Here is an 18,410-nt window from a genome sequence, read left to right on the forward strand (position 1 = left end):
AGGGAGTGCTCCCTCTTCTTTTTTGATGAATTTGGGACGGGGGTTTTTTCAATTTCCTCCGTCCCAAATTAAAATAACCCTGTCCCTTTTTATAATTCAAAATGTAGGAGTTTGTGTGTTTTAGGATGCTGAAATTCTAGTTTATAGGCACACAGACAGATTTCTTGCCATTCGTTCCGTTCGCTGCAATGGGGATTATACTTGGTGTCCCCGATGATAGGACAGCCGATATTGGCTAATTGTACACGAATCTGGTGATGGCGGCCGGTATCCAGATGGATGTCAAGTTCAGTTGGGGACGGGGGAAAATTCAAATTCCTCCGTCCCAAATTAAAATAACCCTGTCCCTTTTGGATGATTTTGTAGGAGAGTCTGGCAATTTTTGCCCCTTTTGTGTTGGCGGTGCAAATTTTGGAGGTGTTGGTTTTTGTATCTTTTATCATGTAATTTTCTAGCTTGCCTTCATCTTGAGGGGGGCATCCGTCGACAAGGGCACGATAATATTTGCCAAATCCCTGGGAAGTGAGTTGTTTGTTTAGTTCTTTTGCGGCAAATGGAGTCTTGGCAAATACAAGAATTCCTTTAACTGGCTGGTCTAAGCGGTGAATTACTGCGAGGTAGGGTTCTCCTTGGGAAGGATTGGATTGATATATGTGATTTTTTAATAAATTTACCATATCGGGACTGCCGATTCGTTTGCTTTGAGTTGCGATTCCGTGGGGTTTTACGCATACAAGGATATGGGAATCTTCGTATAATATTTCCAGAGTATTTGCTGCCATATATAATTCTCCTTGACTTTGATTCTTTTCGCTCTTATCATTTAACCATAGTGTGAAAGAATATGCAAATGAAACGAGGAAGAATGTTATGGATTATATATTGTTGATAGTAGGGTTTGTTCTGCTGATTAAGGGCGCGGATTTTTTTGTGGATGGAAGTTCGAGCGTTGCAAAAATACTGAAAGTTCCAACGATTATTATTGGACTTACTGTTGTGGCTTTTGGAACCAGTATGCCGGAACTATCGGTCAGCGTCACGGCAGCAATACAGGGGAGTAATGATCTGGCGGTTAGTAATGTTTTGGGGTCAAATATATTCAATCTTCTGGTAGTGCTTGGCTGTTGCGCGTTAGTGAATCCAGTGCAGGCAAAATGGTCTTTGCTAAAGAAAGAATTTCCTTTCTCGATTTTTATCGCGGTAATTTTGCTTTTGCTGGATTCGGATTTTTCCATTGCAAAAGTTTTAAGCGGAGAAGGGACTTTTGTTCTTGGAAGATGGGGCGGACTTTTATTTCTGATATTATTTGCTGTATTTCTCTATGCGACGGTAAGAGATGCTCTTGCGTCAAGAAATGAAGTGTCTGAAGTGGAAGAGGATTATAAAGTGATGAGTCCGATGAAAAGTGCATTATATATAATCGGAGGGCTTGCTGGGATTGCGCTGGGTGGCGATCTGGTTGTAGACAGTGCTTGTAATATTGCTGAAACATTCGGGCTTAGTCAGACCTTTATTGGCTTGACAATTGTGGCCCTTGGAACCTCTCTGCCGGAATTAGTGACTTCTATGGTTGCGGCAGGGAAAGGCGAAAATGATCTTGCAGTGGGAAATGTGGTTGGCTCGAATATATTTAATATATTGCTGATTTTAGGAATATCTTCTGTGATCACACCGATTACATTGGATGTTACAGCGGTTTATGATACCGTCTTGTTAATTGTAGCAAGTTTGATCGTTTATTTTTCGGCAATCAGCAAGCGAGAGATTCGAAGAACAGAGGGAGCTTTGTTTTTGATTGCCTATCTGGCGTTTTTTGTGTATATTTTGATTCGATAGTGGCATGTTTTGTCTTGACAAATAAAAAACAATGGATTAAAATTACGTTTAATCGAATAACCTGCTGGCAATGATGGTTGCAGAAGGCAGGATGGGTGAAGAAGAGGAATAGTAATTACGGATGCAATTCTACAGAGAGGGAATCCTTTGGCTGAAAGATTCTTGTATTGATAAGTAATGAACCTACCTTGGAGCCCCTGTATGAAAGTACAGCGTGACACTAGCGTTAATGGTGGTGAGAGAGAGCTGCGAGAGGGTCGCAGTTAACTAGGGTGGTACCGCCGAGCTTTTCGGTCCCTTTGATGGGAACGAGAAGCCCGGTGTTTTTTGTTTTATTTAAAGTCAAAACATTTGACAAAGAGCAGATTGGTTCCCGGCTAAAATTATCGTGGGGCAAGGGCCCTGCTGGAAAAGAAAAGGAGAAGAGAAACATGGCAAAGGAAAAATTAGTAAAAAATATCACACCACGTGATGAAAATTTTGCACAATGGTACACAGATGTTGTTCGTGAAGCACAACTGTGTGATTATTCAAGCGTGAAAGGATGCTTGAATTATCTGCCAAATGGTTATGCAATCTGGGAACTGATTCAGGCAGATCTGGACAGACGTTTTAAAGAGACAGGTGTGGAAAATGTATATCTACCAACCTTGATTCCGGAAAGTTTGCTGGAAAAGGAGGCTGAACATATCGAAGGATTTGCACCGGAAGTTGCCTGGGTAACTCATGGCGGTATGGAAAGATTGCAGGAAAGAATGTGTATTCGTCCTACATCTGAGACGTTGTTCTGTGATTTGTGGGCTAAGACAGTTCGTTCTTATAGAGATTTACCAAAAGTATGGAATCAGTGGAATTCTGTTCTTCGTTGGGAAAAGACAACAAGACCGTTTTTACGTTCAAGAGAATTCCTGTGGCAGGAAGGCCATACTCTTCATGCAACCTATGAGGAAGCTGAAGAAAGAACCATCCAGATGTGGCAGGTATATAAAGACTGCTATGCTGAGACGTTGGCAATGCCTTTCGTAGCAGGAAGAAAAGCGGAACATGAAAAATTTGCAGGTGCACAGGATACCTACACAATCGAAGCGCTGATGCATGATGGAAAAGCACTACAGTCCGCGACCAGCCATTTCTTCGGAAGTGGATTCCCAGATGCATTTGGCATTAAATATGTGGATAAGAATAATCAGCTTCACAGTTGTTACGAGACTTCCTGGGGATGGTCTACCAGAAGTATCGGCGGCCTGATCATGGTACATGGTGATGACGATGGATTGGTTCTTCCTCCACACGTTGCACCAGTTGAATGCCGTATTATTCCAATTGCACAGCACAAAGAAGGCGTGCTTGACAGAGCATTTGCACTGCTGGATGAATTGAAAAAAGCCGGTTATAGAGTGAAGATTGATGATTCTGATAAGAGTACTGGATGGAAATTCTCTGAGCAGGAAATCCTTGGTATTCCTACCCGTATTGAGATTGGTCCAAAGGATATTGAGAAGAACCAGGTTGTAGTCGTACGTCGTGATAACCGTGAGAAGATTGTAGTATCTCTGGACGAAATTGCCACAAAATTACGTGACATCTTAGAGCAAGAACAGCAGGATATGTATGACAGAGCAAATGACTTCTTACAGAGCCATATTGATACAGCAACAACGATGGACGAAATGAAAGAAAAATTCCAGGCAAACCGTGGTTTCGTAAAAGCTTGCTGGTGCGGAGATCCAGAATGCGAAGGTGAAGTAAAATACGTCACAGGTGGAGCTGCGACCAGATGTCTGATCGAAGATGAAGAAATGATTTCAGACAAATGTATCTGGTGCGGAAAACCAGCAAAACACATGGCATATTGGGGCAAATCATACTAAGCTCCTTAGTTGGGGACGGGGGTTTTTTCAATTTCCTCCGTCCCAAATTAAAATATCCGTGTCCCTAATTCGTTTTGTGGTGTCCCTCTTTGCAAAGGAGGGAGAAAAATGCCAAGAAGAGCAAGACAGGAAAGTTCGACCGGAATGTACCATGTAATGGTGCGTGGATTAAATAAAATGCCGGTTTTTAAAGAAAAAGGGGAAAAAACCCGTATCATCAATTTGATTCGAGAGAATCTTTCTGAGTATGAGGTGGCTATTTTAGCATATTGCATAATGCCAAATCATTTTCATATGTTAATCAAAGCTGATTTGAAAGAATTAGCGTCATTTATGGCTAAAGTCTTAGCCGCATTTGCACATTATTATAATTATAAACATCATAGAATTGGATATGTTTTTCAGGACAGATTTAAGAGCCAATGCGTAGAAAAGGAAAGTTATTTTTGGAACTGCCTTCGATATATCCACAGAAATCCGGCGAAAAATGGAAGCGTGAAAGAAATGTTGGATTATAAATACAGTAGTATGTCAGAATTTTACAGAGGAGTTCGAGACATTCTGGATGAGAAGGCTTTTTTGATGGTAAATCAAAAGTTTCACACAAATCAGGATTTCCTTGAATTCCACAGATTTGAGAGTTGGGATATATTTGACGATGTGGATGAGGATATGGAAAAAAACAACATGAGAATTGCAAAGGAAATTCTTGCAGAATACAAGTGGAAATATAATTTGCGGGAGGAAGAATTGTTTAATTATGTGGAGATAAGAAAAGAATATAAAAAAGAACTAATGAAAGTTTTGCAAATATCACAGAAAAAAGTAATGATTATTATGCAAAATATTAGAGGAGGATTAATAGGGACAGGGTAAAATGAAAAAGGGACACGGTTATTTTAATTTGGGACGGAGGAATTTGAAAAAACCCCCGTCCCCATGTTATGATGGTGTATAGATGAATGTGAGGGAGGATGAGATTGTGGGAAACCTGAATATACAATTGCCGACGAATGTAAGGATGATTATTGAGACGTTGCAGGGACATGGATATGAGGCCTATGCTGTTGGTGGATGTGTCAGGGATTCGATTCTCGGCAGAGAACCGGAAGATTGGGACATTACAACGTCTGCTATGCCGCAGGAAACGAAATCTTTGTTTCATAAGACATTTGACACTGGAATCGAACATGGGACGGTCACGGTGCTCCTTGACAAAGAAGGATATGAAGTGACAACGTATAGAATTGATGGCAAATATGAAGATAGCCGTCATCCGAAGGAAGTAACGTTTACGCGAAGTCTGAAAGAAGATTTGCTGCGGAGAGATTTTACGATTAATGCGATGGCTTACAATGACAAAGATGGGCTCGTGGATATCTTTGGCGGTGTGGAGGATTTAAATAAAAAAATAATACGATGTGTGGGAAATGCGAGGGAACGTTTTTCCGAAGATGCACTTAGAATTCTTCGGGGAATTCGATTTGCGGCTCAGCTTGGCTTCTCGATAGAGGAGGAGACGCGGTGCGGGATGCAAGAACTGGCCCCTACGCTTTACAATATCAGCGCAGAGCGGATACAAGTGGAGTTGGTGAAAATGCTCACTTCGGCGCGGCCAGAGTTATTGCGGGACGCATATGATCTTGGTATTACGAAGATATTTTTGCCGGAATTTGACCGTTTAATGGTTACAGAACAAGAGACGCCGCATCATATGTACAATGTGGGAGAGCATACATTACATGCATTGCAGAATGTACGTGCCGATAAGGTGCTGCGATTAACGATGTTGCTGCATGATATGGGAAAGCCGGCGTTAAAAACCATGGATGAAGCAGGTGTGGCGCATTTTAAAAAGCACGCTCTAGAAAGTGAAATTATTGCAAAATCAATATTGAGAAGATTAAAATTTGACAATAATACGATTGGTAAAGTGACGAAATTGGTGCGTTACCATGATTATCGAATGCCTGCAACGGCTAAGAATGTCCGCCGTGCAATGAATATAATCGGAGAGGATCTGTTCCCATATTATATGGAGGTCCGCCGTGCAGATATACTCGCGCAGAGTATGTATCAGAGAGAAGAAAAAGTGAAAAATCTGAATGATATCGAAAAGTTGTATCAGGAAATAGTAGAGACTGGGCAGTGTGTATCATTAAAAAATCTGGCCGTTACAGGAAAGGATTTGATTGAAGCAGGGATGAAACCGGGAAAAGAAATCGGAGATAAATTGAACGAACTGTTGGAAATGGTAATAGAGAATCCTGAATTAAATGGAAAAAACGAACTTTTAAAAAAACTTAAATAAGCTCCTAATCATATTTTATCTTTTTGCATCATACGCTAGAGAGAATATGTAATGTAGAGTGCAGGGGATGGATATGCAGGAGTATGAACAAAGTATATTAGAACAATATGATATTGAAGTCAGCGGCACCCGCAAGACCAGGGGTGCTATTTTATGCGACACAGTTGAAGGAATTCTGTTGCTTAAGGAAGTAAAAGTGTCCAAAAAACGTATTCCTGCGTTATATGAGTTACATGAATATCTTCAGAATCAGGGGTATACACGAACGGATCGGATTGTGCTGACGAAGACGGGGGAATTTCTCTCAGTCTTGGAAGATGGAAGCAGATATGTGTTGAAGCTATGGTTTCGGGGACAGGAATGTGATATTAAGAAACCGTCAGAGCTTTTGGCAGCTTCGGGGAATCTGGCGAAACTGCATACCCTGATGTGTCATAGGATGGAGCATAGTGTGATGCCGGGTGCACATCTTGAAGAGGAGTACCTGAGGCATAATCGAGAATTAAAAAAAGTAAGAAGATTTGTGCGTGGCATCTCTCCCAAGGGGGCGTTTGAATCCTCCTTTTTAAAATATTTTGACCAGATGTATCAATGGGCGGCGATAGCATTAGAGGAATTGGAGAACTCAGATTACGAGAAGCTTTATCAGGAGAGTGTGGAAAATTGCTGTATGACCCATGGGGAATACAATTATCATAATGTCCTGATGCTCTCAGGAAATAATTTTTTGGCAAATGGGAGTTCGGGGAGCGGCAATTATAGAAAAGAGCCCTATGGTATTGCTACAACGAACTTTGAAAAATTTAAACGAGATGTCCAAGTTGAAGATTTGTATTATTTTTTGCGTAAAGTTATGGAAAAGCATGGGTGGAGAGAGAGACTGGGTGATAATATGTTGAATGCATATTCAGCAATCCGCCCACTTACAGATTCAGAGATGGAGTATCTGAAGATTCGGTTGATTTATCCGGAAAAATTCTGGAAAATCGCAAATTCATACTACCATTCAAATAAAGCATGGATATCCACGAAGAGTATTGAAAAACTGGAGCTGGCAATTAGGCAGACAGAAGAAAAGAAGCGATTTTTAGAGGATATATTTTCTTTTCATTTGTAGATTCCTGTTGTATAATAGAATCATTAAGGACAGGAGGTACGACAATGGAATATCGTGAAAATTATGAAGCGTGGTTGAGCAATCCATATTTCGATGAAACTACAAAAGCGGAACTAAAGAGTATTGCAGAGGATGATAAAGAGATCAAAGAGCGTTTTTACAAAGATCTTGAGTTTGGAACTGCCGGACTTCGGGGAATTATCGGTGCAGGAACGAACCGCATGAATATCTATACTGTAAGAAAAGCAACCCAGGGACTTGCCAATTATATTATTAAGAAGGGCGAGCAGGGCAAAGGGGTAGCAATCGCTTATGATTCTCGTCGTATGTCTCCAGAGTTCGCGAACGAGGCAGCTTTGTGCCTGGCGGCAAATGGAATTAAGGCATATGTGTTTGAATCCTTGCGTCCAACACCGGAATTGTCTTACGCAGTGCGTTCTCTGGGCTGTATCGCCGGAATCAATATTACAGCCAGCCACAATCCACCGGAATACAATGGATACAAAGTATACTGGGAAGATGGCGCACAGATTACACCACCTCACGATAAAGGAATTATGGATGAGGTAAAGGCTGTTGTAGATTACAATACTGTTAAGACAATGGATCAGGAAGAAGCAAAGAAGGCTGGCCTGTATCAGGTTATTGGCGCAGATGTAGATGATGGATACATAGCAGAACTGAAGAAACAGGTAATTCATCAGGATTCTATTGATGCGGTCGGAAAGGATCTGAAGATTGTATACAGCCCGCTTCACGGAACTGGCAATATCCCTGCAAGACGTATATTGAAGGAACTGGGATTTGAGAATGTATATGTAGTAAAAGAACAGGAGCTTCCAGACGGTGAATTCCCAACAGTTTCTTATCCGAATCCAGAAGCAGAGGAAGCATTTGAACTGGGATTGAAACTTGCCAGGGAAGTAGATGCAGATCTGGTACTTGCTACAGACCCGGATGCTGACCGTCTTGGCGTGCGTGTAAAGGACAAAGATGGCGTTTATCATACATTGACTGGAAATATGTCCGGCTGCCTGTTGGCAGATTATGAGATTGGACAGCGCAAAGCTCTCCAGGGACTTCCGGATGATGGTTATCTGATCAAGACAATCGTTACCTCCAATCTGGCAGATGCAATCGCGAAGGGATATGATATCGGTCTGATTGAAGTACTGACAGGATTTAAATTCATCGGACAGCAGATCTTAAAATTCGAGACCACAGGTAAGGGAAGCTATCTTTTTGGATTTGAAGAAAGTTACGGATGCCTGATCGGAACTCATGCAAGAGATAAAGACGCAATTGTTGCCACAATGGCATTGTGTGAGGCTGCTGCATATTACAAGACGCAGGGAAAGACTCTGTGGGATGCAATGGTGGACATGTATGATAAATATGGCTACTATAAAGACGACATTCAGTCTATTACGTTAAAAGGAATCGAAGGACTTCAGAAGATTCAGGAGATCCTGGAGACGCTTCGCAAGAACCCACCGACAGAGGTTGGCGGATATAAGGTGCTGAAGGCAAGAGATTATCAGGCTGATACCATCAAAGATATTGCGACTGGCGAAGTAACTACTACTGGCCTTCCAAAGTCTAATGTATTATATTATGATCTGACAGATGATGCATGGCTGTGTGTAAGACCTTCCGGAACAGAGCCAAAAGTAAAATTCTACTATGGAATAAAGGGCACATCTCTGGCAGATGCAGATGAAAAATCAAGCAAACTGGGAGAAGAAGTTTTGTCCATGATTAACACAATGCTTTAAGTTATTAAAAAAGTGTGAAAAACCCTGAAAATACGGGGCAAAACTGAGAAATCACCTTGACATTTACATGGAAAACAGGTATAACTGTAACTAAAGGCGTTTCATTTAAATTGTTATGAAAGTCGCGTTAAATTAGTAGAATTAAATAAATAAGGGATTCTATATGTAAACAAGAGGAGGAAATCATCCATGAACAAAACAGAATTAGTAGCAGCAATCGCTGACCAGGCAGAATTATCAAAGAAGGATTCTGAGAAAGCATTAAAAGCATTTATCGATGTTGTAACAGAAGAATTAAAGAAAGAGCATAAAGTTCAGTTGGTAGGATTCGGAACTTTCGAAGTTAGCAAGAGAGCAGCAAGAGAAGGAAGAAATCCACAGACTGGTAAGACAATGAAGATTGATGCTTGCAAAGCACCAAAATTCAAAGCTGGTAAAGCATTAAAGGACGCTGTTAACGAATAATTCGGTGAGCTGATATGGAATAAGATTAAGGGTATCTCAAAAGCCGTAAAAGGCTTGAGAGATACCCTTTATTACTCTATAAGAAAATCTGTTCTTATCAGGTTTTTGAGCTGATACGAAAAGTGAAGGAATACGGAGAAGGAGAGAATATGAGATTAGACAAATTTTTAAAAGTATCCCGTTTGATTAAGAGAAGAACGGTGGCTAATGAGGCGTGTGATGCGGGTCGTGTGCTGGTCAATGGCAATGTGGCAAAAGCTTCGGTGAAAGTAAAACCAGGAGACATCATTGAGATTCAGTTTGGAATGAAAACGGTCAAAGTGGAAGTTCTGGATATCCAGGAGACTACGAAGAAAGAAGAAGCGAAAGACTTGTTCCGGTATTTGTAATAAATAGAAACAACCTTTCATAAGATAATTAAGAAAGGTTGTGAGGCACATGGAAGAAAGAACGGTACAAAAAAATCACAAACTGGTGATCAATAATCGAAAAACCAGTCTGGTGACAGGAGTTATTGATGTACTATCCTTTGATTTAAATGAAATATTATTGGAGACGGAACAAGGGATGTTGATGGTAAAAGGCAGTGATCTGCATGTGAATCGCTTAAGCCTTGAGAAGGGAGAAGTGGATCTGTCGGGGAATATCGACAGTGTCGCTTATTCTGAAGTGCAAGGCTACGGAAAACATCAGGAAAATCTATTCTCAAAACTATTCCGGTGATGCCATGCCGGGAATTGAAGAAGAGATGATGATATTTCTGGCAGCAGTTTTTTCTGGTGCCATTGTGCGTCTTACCTATCGGTGTATCAGCTGCTTTCGTCAGATTGTAAAGCATAGACGATATGCAGTAGAAGCTGAAGATCTAGTCTTTTGGACAGGAGCAGCTATATATTTGTTTGTGCAGATTTACCACACAAGTGATGGTAGCATACGATGGTATTTTGTACTAGGTGTTGTGGTTGGGGCGGTTTTTATGACGTTTTTTTTGAATTGTTTGGAAAAGATGCACAAAAAAATCTACGTTTATAAGAAAAAAGAATTTCAGTCAAAAGCTTGATAAAAAAAACAAAAAAAGTTAATATATTATTATTAATCGGGCGAGTATTGCTGGCAGGGGTGCCGGCGTAAGGGTGAGTAATAATTATGAGTGGTATGAAGCAAAGACGTCGCAGAAGACGGACTAAGAAAAGTATGCAGCGCCATAAAAGGAGCGTTTTTGCAGTATGTGCCGTTGTTTTTCTATTGTTTGCGGTGATATCCGTCAATAGCATGACATTAAGGGCTAAGGATCAGTCTTATCAGGCACAGGAGCAGGAACTGGAAGAACAGATTAAGGAAGAGAAGGCGCGTTCGAAAGAAATCGAAGATCTTGAAGAGTACGTGGGTACGGATGAATATGTAGAAGATGTGGCAAAAGAGAAGCTGGGTCTTGTACATGAAAATGAGATCATTTTCAAAGCAAAATAATGAACAGAAGATAAGCTTTAGGAGACAAAATTCCTAGAGCTTTTTTATTTTTTACCGTTGAAAGGGGAGCAAAGAATGACGGAAATAAAAGAAAAAGAACCTTTTTTGAATCCATATGTGATCCAGATGGACAAGTTTGCGGATTCATTGATGCATTTGTCGAAGACATTTCTTACTTTAGAAGATTATAAGGGGACATTTTCGAAAGAAGAGATTGAAGAAATGTTTCAAAAGGTTACGGATAAAGTATGCGAGAACTGTGAGAGGAAGGAGTGGTGTCTGGGAGAAAACCGAGTGCATACCTATCAGATGGTATATGAGATATTGTGTGCGGTTGAGGAATATGGAGCAGAGCTGAATATTGAATTGAAAAGAAGTCTGCAGAAGCGATGCATTATGGCACCGCGGTTTTTGCGGGAGACTCTGGAAGTATTTGAGAATGCAAAAAAAATTCTGCTGTGGAACCATAAGATCGTACAGAATCGGGAAGGATTCGCCAGGCAGCTGAAGTATTTTGCCAAGATGATCCAATATACTACCCGAGAACTTGATGCAGGAATATTTGAAGATGAACATCTGGAAAAGCGATTGAAAACCCATTTGAAGAAAGCTGGTGCAAAGATGTTGTCTTCGGTGTTCTATATCACGCCGCAAGGAAAGTATGAGATTCATCTTACAGTAAAAGCGGCAAAAGGGCACATCATTGCCACAAAAGAATTGGCGGCTCTGGTTGGAGATCTGATGGGGAGGGTAATGATGCCCAGACAGGGAGAACGTCCGGTGGTGGGAGAGGAATATTCTACCATTGCCTGCGTTGAAAGCGCCAGATATCACACGCTTCAGGGTGTGGCAAAGATTGGCAAAGGATGTGAGAAGATCTCTGGTGACACCTTTTTGATGAAAGATCTTCCGGGCGGAAAAAAGGGAATTGTATTGTCAGACGGTATGGGCTCAGGAGAAGAAGCGTTTCGTGAGAGTGCGATGGTTGTTGAGATGCTGGAGGAACTCTTAGAAGCAGGGTTCCCGGTCAGAACGGCAATTCAGCTGATGAATACAGCATTGGTCATTGGAAGGGAAGAAGTGAGGTTTTCAACTGTGGATGCATGCCTGTTCGATCTCTATAGCGGCACCTGTGAATTTGTAAAAGCAGGGGCTTCTACAACATTTATCAAGCGGAAAGATTCTGTTGAGAAGATTAGTTCCACAACACTTCCAGTCGGTGTCTTACAGGAGTTGGAGATTGATGTGGAGACAAAAGAGTTGACGTCGGGAGATTATGTGATTATGGTAACAGATGGAGTAATCGATGCTCTGCCGGTGGGAGAGCAGGAAGCGTTGATGTGTACCTTTATACAGGATTCCGATATTGTGAATCCGAAAGAACTGGCTCACCATATTCTGGGGCAGGTACTGGAATGGACGGGAGAGGTGCCGATGGACGATATGACGGTGCTCGCAGTGGGGATGTGGAAATTATAAGGAAAACTTGCTTTTTATAGTAAAATTCTATATATTAAAGATATTCATTAGCAGACTAAAGAAGGATAGACAGATGTATCAGCGGGTCAAAGAGTATATTCAGAGATATCACATGCTGGAAAAAGAGGATAAAGTGGTGACAGGCGTATCGGGAGGAGCAGATTCCATATGCCTTCTTTTCATGCTTATAGAATTACAGAAGGAATTGGGATTTTCTATTGTGGCTGTGCATGTTCATCATGGCCTTCGGGAAGGGACCGCGGATGCGGATGCGGATTATGTTCAGAAAGTCTGCCGGGAACAGGGGGTAGACCTTCGGATTTTCCGGGAAGATGTGAAGAAGTATGCTAAGGAGAATAAGCTGACATTGGAAGAGGCCGGGAGAAATATCCGCCGAATACGGTTTGGACAGGTATTAGAAGAGAGTGGCGGAACGAAGATTGCACTTGCCCATCATCAGAATGATAATGCAGAGACACTGATCTGGAATCTGTGTCGTGGATGTGGACTGAAAGGAATGGGAGGAATTGCGCCGGTAGATGGAGTATATGTGCGGCCGCTTTTATGTCTGAAGAGAAAAGAAATTGAATCATATCTTGCAGAACGGGGAATATCTTATTGTACGGATGAGACGAATCTGGAAGACGATTATACGCGCAATCGTATTCGAAGTCATGTGATCCCATATCTGGAAGAGCAGATTAATCAGCAGACGGTAGAACATATGGCAGATACGATGGAACAGATGCGTAAGCTGGGTGAATTCGTAGAGCAGGAGACCAGGCGGCACGCACGGCAATGTATCCGATATGTGCACGGCAATCAGGCAATATTGAATGCAGAAGCTTACGGGAAAGCTCCCGAGGCGTTGCAAGCGTATATGATTCATGAGATGCTGTGTCAGATTGCAGGAAGACGAAAGGATATAGAATCTGCGCATGTCCGGGCGGTGATGGAGCTTATCGAAAAGCAGGTGGGACGAAGAGTAGATCTTCCCTACCACATGCAGGCCAGACGATGCTATGAAGGGATCGTTCTGTCAAAGACTACAGATGTGGATACGATAGAGGATATATCGGCGGAAGAACCGGCAACGTTTCGGATCTTTGAACGACAGTCGGATATAGTAATATTTCCGAAAAAAACCTACACGAAATGGTTTGACTATGATATAATAAAAAATACTGTAAAAATAAGGCATAGAGCGCCCGGAGATTATCTCACGATTGATAAAAACGGAGACACTCAGAAGTTAAAGCAGTATTTTGTGAATGAAAAGATACCCCGGGAAGAAAGAGATCAAGTGTGGCTTGTAGCTGACGGATCGGAGATTATGTGGATCGTCGGGTATCGACAGAATCAGAAATATCAGGTAACTGAACATACCAGAAGAATTATGGAAATTCATTTTCATGGAGGAAAAAAAGATGGCAGAGAGCATTAAAGTGTTGGTCCCAGAAGCGGAAGTAGCAAAACGAATCGAAGAATTAGGTAAAAAAATCAGTGAAGATTACGCAGGTAAGCAGGTGCATTTAATCTGCGTGCTCAAAGGCGGAGTATTCTTCATGTGTGAACTGGCAAAACGAATCAGTGTGCCAGTATCCATGGATTTTATGAGTGTCAGTAGTTATGGCGATGGCACTTCATCCAGCGGTGTGGTAAAGATCGCGAAAGACCTGGATGAATCATTGGAAGGTAAAGATGTGCTTGTAGTAGAGGATATCATTGATTCAGGAAGAACGCTGTATTATCTTCTGGACATTCTGAAAAAGAGAAATCCAAAAAGTATGAGATTGTGTACACTTCTTGATAAACCTGACCGCAGAGTCAGAGATGTAAAGGTAAATTATGTGGGATTTGAGATCCCGGATGAATTTGTCGTAGGATATGGTCTGGATTATGCACAGAAATATAGAAACCTGCCTTACATCGGAGTTGTAGAAGGAGTGGAGTAGAAAGGGGCTTTAAACATTGAACGATAAAAGGACGAGAGGACTGAGCGGTGCGACTGTTCTGATGTTTGTCGTATTTTTATTTGCGGCATTCTGGTTCACCAATCAAGTTGATCAGAAAGAAAAAGAGATATCCTGGAAACAGTTTGAACGCCTGGTTGTAAGTGAGGATGTAGAATCTGTTACGATTACACAGAATAAGAATGTTCCAACTGGAAGAGTAGAGATACAGATGAAGAGCCACGGAGACGAAGAAGGCGAAGTGAAGTGGCTGTATGTGTCAGATGTGAATGATATTCAGGATTATCTGAAAGAGAAGCAGATTGATTATGCCATGCCGGATGTACCGCAGGACAGTTGGATAGGTACGACTTTAGTGCCGCTTTTGGTAACACTTTTAGGTATTGTGCTGATCTTTTCGCTTATGAATCGCCAGGGCGGTGGGGCTAATGCCAAAGCGATGAATTTTGGAAAGAGTCGTGCGAAGCTTAGCACAGGCAACGACAAAAAGATTACATTTGCGCAGGTGGCAGGTCTGAAAGAAGAGAAAGAAGAACTGGAGGAGATTGTAGATTTCCTGAAGGCTCCGAAAAAGTATATCCAGGTAGGAGCTAGAATTCCCAAAGGAGTACTGCTTGTCGGCCCTCCGGGAACTGGAAAAACATTGCTTGCCAAAGCGGTCGCCGGAGAAGCAGGAGTACCGTTCTTTACAATATCTGGTTCGGATTTTGTGGAAATGTTTGTCGGAGTAGGTGCTTCCCGAGTGAGGGATCTGTTTGAAGAGGCAAAGAAAAACGCGCCATGTATTATATTTATCGATGAGATCGATGCTGTGGCAAGACGCCGTGGAACTGGTATGGGCGGAGGCCATGATGAAAGGGAGCAGACATTAAATCAGCTGCTGGTGGAGATGGATGGCTTTGGTGTGAATGAAGGCATCATTGTAATGGCTGCGACCAACCGTGTTGATATTCTTGACCCGGCAATTCTTCGTCCGGGACGTTTTGACCGTAAGGTTATGGTAGGAAGACCGGATATCAAAGGACGAGAAGAGATCCTGAAAGTTCATGCCAAGGGCAAACCATTGAGTGAAGAGATTGATCTGAAGCAGATTGCACAGACGACGGCAGGTTTCACGGGGGCAGATCTTGAGAATCTTCTGAATGAAGCGGCAATCCTGGCGGCTAAGAGTGATCGGATATATCTGAAGCAGGAAGATATTCAGAAAGCATTTGTTAAAGTTGGAATCGGTGTGGAGAAGAAAAGCCGTGTTATCTCTGATAAAGAGAAGAGAATTACTGCGTTCCATGAAGCCGGCCATGCAATTTTGTTCCATGTACTTCCGGATGTTGGACCGGTCTATAGTGTGTCGATCATTCCGACAGGAAGCGCAGGTGGCTATACAATGCCGTTGCCGGAAAATGATGAGATGTTTAACACCAAAGGAAAGATGCTTCAGGATATCACGGTAGCATTGGGTGGTCGAGTAGCAGAAGAAGAAGTGTTTGATGATATCACGACAGGAGCTTCTCAGGATATCAAACAGGCGACTGGACTTGCAAAGTCTATGGTTACCAAGTTCGGTATGTCTGAGGCTGTTGGATTGATTAATTATGATGATGACAGTGATGAAGTGTTTATAGGAAGAGATCTTGCCCATACATCCCGTGGATATGGAGAAGGTGTGGCAACAGTGATCGATCAGGAAGTAAAACGTATTATTGATGAATGTTATGCAAGAGCCAGACATATCATCCACAAATACGATGATGTTCTCCACGCATGTGCAAACTTGTTGTTAGAAAAAGAAAAAATCTCAAGAGAAGAATTTGAATCATTATTTACTGGAGAAGTATCAGAAGCATAATACAAAAATGATGAATGAGAGAGGAAATGGATTGCATGAAAAAACAAGCGTTGTTTTGCGATGGGACTGCAAGCTATGTGATTCCACAGGAACCGCAGGAAAATGAGACCGTAATTTTACGTTTTCGTACGGCGAAGGATGATAAGGTGCGGGTGCGTCTGATGACGGCGGTCGGTGGATATGATATGGAAAAAGAGAGTACCAGTGGCGAGTTTGATTATTATATGATCAAATGGCGCCTGAATGAAGAACCTTTCCGTTATTGCTTTGAAATCAGGGATGATGATACGACCTGTTATTATAATAGATGTGGAGTTGCAAAAGAGATTGTAGAATTTTATGATTTTGTCATTGTGCCGGGATTTTCAACACCGGACTGGGCAAAAGGTGCAGTGATGTACCAGATTTTTACGGATCGTTTTTATAATGGCGATAAGACCAATGATGTAGAGACGAACGAATATTATTATATAGGCGGATACAGCCAGAAGGTAACTGACTGGGATAAGTATCCGGCCAATATGGGGGTACGGGAATTCTATGGGGGAGACCTGCAGGGAGTGATCAATAAGTTGGATTATCTGCAGGAACTCGGAGTAGAAGTACTATATTTTAATCCGTTATTTGTATCACCGTCGAATCATAAATATGATATTCAGGATTATGACTATATTGATCCACATTATGGTGTGATCGTGGAAGATGGTGGAGAAGTCCTGACGGATGGTGTGACAGAGAATAAAAAGGCGACAAAATATCAGAAAAGAGTAACGGATATTAAGAATCTGGAAGCCAGTAATCAACTATTCATCAAATTAGTGGAAGAACTTCACCGGAGGGGAATGAAGATTATTCTTGACGGCGTTTTTAATCATTGTGGCTCTTTTAATAAGTGGATGGATCGAGAGAGAATCTATGAAGGACAGGAAGATTATGAACCTGGTGCATATACTTCGCCGGATAGTCCATACCGGAGCTATTTCCGATTCTTCAAAGAGGAACCGGAGAATTGGCCGTATAATTATAATTATGATGGCTGGTGGGGCCATGATACCCTTCCTAAGTTAAATTACGAAGATTCTGTTAAATTAGAAAACTATATTCTGTATATTGGAAGAAAATGGGTATCCCCACCGTATAATGTAGACGGATGGCGTCTGGATGTGGCGGCGGATCTTGGAAGAAGCAATGATTATAATCATCGTTTCTGGAAAAAATTCCGCAGAGCCGTCAAAAATGCCAATCCAAATGCGTTGATTCTTGCGGAGCATTATGGCGACCCAAGTGAATGGCTCCGGGGAGATGAGTGGGATACGGTCATGAACTATGATGCGTTTATGGAGCCGGTGACCTGGTTTTTGACGGGTATGGAGAAGCACAGCGATGAATCGCGGGAAGAACTGTTGGGCAATGCAGATAACTTTGTGGCATCCATTTCCCATCATATGTCCAATATGTTGACGCCTTCTCTCCAGGTTGCGATGAATGAATTGTCGAATCACGACCATTCCAGATTTCTGACCCGTACGAATCACATGGTTGGGAGAGTTGAACATCTTGGGCCGAAGGCTGCCAATAATTATGTAAATCTTGGAGTGATGCGCGAAGCTGTTGTGATGCAGATGACCTGGGTCGGAGCGCCAACTGTTTATTATGGAGACGAAGCTGGCGTATGTGGATTTACAGATCCTGATAATCGGCGCACTTACCCATGGGGTCATGAAGATAAGGAGCTGATTGCATTTCATCGAGAGATGATTCGGATTCACAAAGAACATCCGGCTCTTAGGACTGGTTCCCTGAATATGCTGTATTGGGATGAAAATATTCTGGCATATGGCCGTTTTCTGGAAGAAGACAAGGTCATCGTTATTATCAATAACCGCAGTGAGCTTGCGCAGGTAACTGTGCCGGTATGGCAGGCAGAGATTCCGATGAAGTGCAGAATGAAGAAGTTGATGTATTCTTATCTGGACGGATATTCGACGAATTATGATGAATTCCTCGTAGAAGATGGCGAAGTGGTGGCCAATATGGGTGCACATTCAGCGCTTGTACTTAGTATGAGGGACATGGATAAGCAGACTTGCCCAAATCAGAATGAAAGTAATGAAAAGAGTTTATAGAAGAAAAGAAAGGGAAGAAGGTCTTAAGATGCGAGGTGTCAATGCCGGATATTCACGCAAACCTGTATTGTCAGATCTTCCAGAAGAGACTGTTGTACGTTTGAAAGATACATTAAAACAATACGGATACCTGAATTAATT

At 42.0% G+C, this 18,410-nt stretch carries 18 protein-coding genes and 1 other annotated feature; of the genes, 17 read left to right on the forward strand and 1 reads right to left on the reverse strand.

The window, feature by feature from the left end; genetic code table 11:
- Nucleotides 1-89 precede the first annotated feature (89 nt).
- On the reverse strand, nucleotides 90-782 hold the full coding sequence (locus ABE613_RS08970; RefSeq protein ID WP_235231946.1) for an RluA family pseudouridine synthase: 693 nt from the start codon (nucleotides 780-782) through the stop codon (nucleotides 90-92).
- A gap of 88 nt (nucleotides 783-870) precedes the next feature.
- Between ABE613_RS08970 and ABE613_RS08975 the strand changes: the two genes are divergently transcribed.
- The 17 genes from ABE613_RS08975 (at nucleotide 871) to ABE613_RS09055 (ending at nucleotide 18,408) form a co-directional block, all read left to right on the forward strand.
- Nucleotides 871-1,836 carry a calcium/sodium antiporter gene (locus tag ABE613_RS08975; RefSeq protein ID WP_235231945.1) on the forward strand — a complete coding sequence of 322 codons (966 nt, stop codon included), beginning with the start codon at nucleotides 871-873 and terminating at the stop codon, nucleotides 1,834-1,836.
- 89 nt (nucleotides 1,837-1,925) lie between these two features.
- Nucleotides 1,926-2,138 (forward strand) — a binding site (T-box leader).
- Nucleotides 2,139-2,267: 129 nt separating this feature from the next.
- The gene (proS, locus tag ABE613_RS08980) at nucleotides 2,268-3,707 is read left to right on the forward strand and encodes a proline--tRNA ligase (protein ID WP_235231944.1); all 1,440 of its coding nucleotides are present in this window, start codon (nucleotides 2,268-2,270) and stop codon (nucleotides 3,705-3,707) included.
- Nucleotides 3,708-3,815: 108 nt separating this feature from the next.
- Nucleotides 3,816-4,583 (forward strand): REP-associated tyrosine transposase, encoded by a 768-nt coding sequence (locus ABE613_RS08985; RefSeq protein WP_235231943.1) that lies wholly within the window; start codon nucleotides 3,816-3,818, stop codon nucleotides 4,581-4,583.
- A 115-nt stretch (nucleotides 4,584-4,698) separates the two neighbouring features.
- On the forward strand, nucleotides 4,699-6,018 hold the full coding sequence (locus ABE613_RS08990; RefSeq protein ID WP_347376206.1) for a CCA tRNA nucleotidyltransferase: 1,320 nt from the start codon (nucleotides 4,699-4,701) through the stop codon (nucleotides 6,016-6,018).
- Between the two features lie 73 nt (nucleotides 6,019-6,091).
- Nucleotides 6,092-7,135, forward strand: coding sequence for a YutH/CotS family kinase-like spore coat protein (locus ABE613_RS08995; protein WP_235231942.1), 1,044 nt, complete (start codon nucleotides 6,092-6,094; stop codon nucleotides 7,133-7,135).
- A 44-nt stretch (nucleotides 7,136-7,179) separates the two neighbouring features.
- Nucleotides 7,180-8,910, forward strand: coding sequence for a phospho-sugar mutase (locus ABE613_RS09000; RefSeq protein ID WP_235231941.1), 1,731 nt, complete (start codon nucleotides 7,180-7,182; stop codon nucleotides 8,908-8,910).
- A 156-nt stretch (nucleotides 8,911-9,066) separates the two neighbouring features.
- Nucleotides 9,067-9,375 (forward strand): non-specific DNA-binding protein Hbs, encoded by a 309-nt coding sequence (hbs, locus tag ABE613_RS09005; protein ID WP_328282588.1) that lies wholly within the window; start codon nucleotides 9,067-9,069, stop codon nucleotides 9,373-9,375.
- A gap of 149 nt (nucleotides 9,376-9,524) precedes the next feature.
- A complete protein-coding gene (locus tag ABE613_RS09010) occupies nucleotides 9,525-9,764 on the forward strand; it encodes an RNA-binding S4 domain-containing protein (protein WP_235231939.1) in 240 nt (79 codons plus the stop codon).
- A 49-nt stretch (nucleotides 9,765-9,813) separates the two neighbouring features.
- Nucleotides 9,814-10,098, forward strand: coding sequence for a sporulation protein YabP (yabP, locus tag ABE613_RS09015; RefSeq protein WP_235231938.1), 285 nt, complete (start codon nucleotides 9,814-9,816; stop codon nucleotides 10,096-10,098).
- A gap of 4 nt (nucleotides 10,099-10,102) precedes the next feature.
- Nucleotides 10,103-10,435 (forward strand): spore cortex biosynthesis protein YabQ, encoded by a 333-nt coding sequence (gene yabQ / locus ABE613_RS09020; protein WP_235231937.1) that lies wholly within the window; start codon nucleotides 10,103-10,105, stop codon nucleotides 10,433-10,435.
- 86 nt (nucleotides 10,436-10,521) lie between these two features.
- On the forward strand, nucleotides 10,522-10,845 hold the full coding sequence (locus ABE613_RS09025) for a septum formation initiator family protein (RefSeq protein ID WP_235231936.1): 324 nt from the start codon (nucleotides 10,522-10,524) through the stop codon (nucleotides 10,843-10,845).
- Nucleotides 10,846-10,920: 75 nt separating this feature from the next.
- Nucleotides 10,921-12,324: a SpoIIE family protein phosphatase gene (locus ABE613_RS09030; RefSeq protein ID WP_235231935.1), complete on the forward strand. Its 1,404-nt coding sequence runs from the start codon at nucleotides 10,921-10,923 to the stop codon at nucleotides 12,322-12,324.
- Nucleotides 12,325-12,397: 73 nt separating this feature from the next.
- Nucleotides 12,398-13,768, forward strand: a complete 1,371-nt coding sequence (gene tilS / locus ABE613_RS09035; protein ID WP_347376196.1) for a tRNA lysidine(34) synthetase TilS — start codon at nucleotides 12,398-12,400, stop codon at nucleotides 13,766-13,768.
- Entirely contained in the window at nucleotides 13,752-14,279 is a 528-nt protein-coding gene (gene hpt / locus ABE613_RS09040; protein ID WP_347376197.1) for a hypoxanthine phosphoribosyltransferase, read from the forward strand. Before tilS ends, hpt begins: the two co-directional genes overlap by 17 nt.
- Before the next feature lie 16 nt (nucleotides 14,280-14,295).
- The gene (gene ftsH / locus ABE613_RS09045) at nucleotides 14,296-16,143 is read left to right on the forward strand and encodes an ATP-dependent zinc metalloprotease FtsH (protein WP_347376198.1); all 1,848 of its coding nucleotides are present in this window, start codon (nucleotides 14,296-14,298) and stop codon (nucleotides 16,141-16,143) included.
- Between the two features lie 35 nt (nucleotides 16,144-16,178).
- The gene (locus tag ABE613_RS09050; RefSeq protein WP_235231931.1) at nucleotides 16,179-18,269 is read left to right on the forward strand and encodes a glycoside hydrolase family 13 protein; all 2,091 of its coding nucleotides are present in this window, start codon (nucleotides 16,179-16,181) and stop codon (nucleotides 18,267-18,269) included.
- A complete protein-coding gene (locus ABE613_RS09055) occupies nucleotides 18,253-18,408 on the forward strand; it encodes a hypothetical protein (RefSeq protein ID WP_235231930.1) in 156 nt (51 codons plus the stop codon). Before ABE613_RS09050 ends, ABE613_RS09055 begins: the two co-directional genes overlap by 17 nt.
- Nucleotides 18,409-18,410: the final 2 nt, after the last annotated feature.

The organism is Dorea chungnamensis, from assembly GCF_039832125.1.
In the GTDB taxonomy this organism is placed as follows: domain Bacteria; phylum Bacillota; class Clostridia; order Lachnospirales; family Lachnospiraceae; genus JAFBIX01.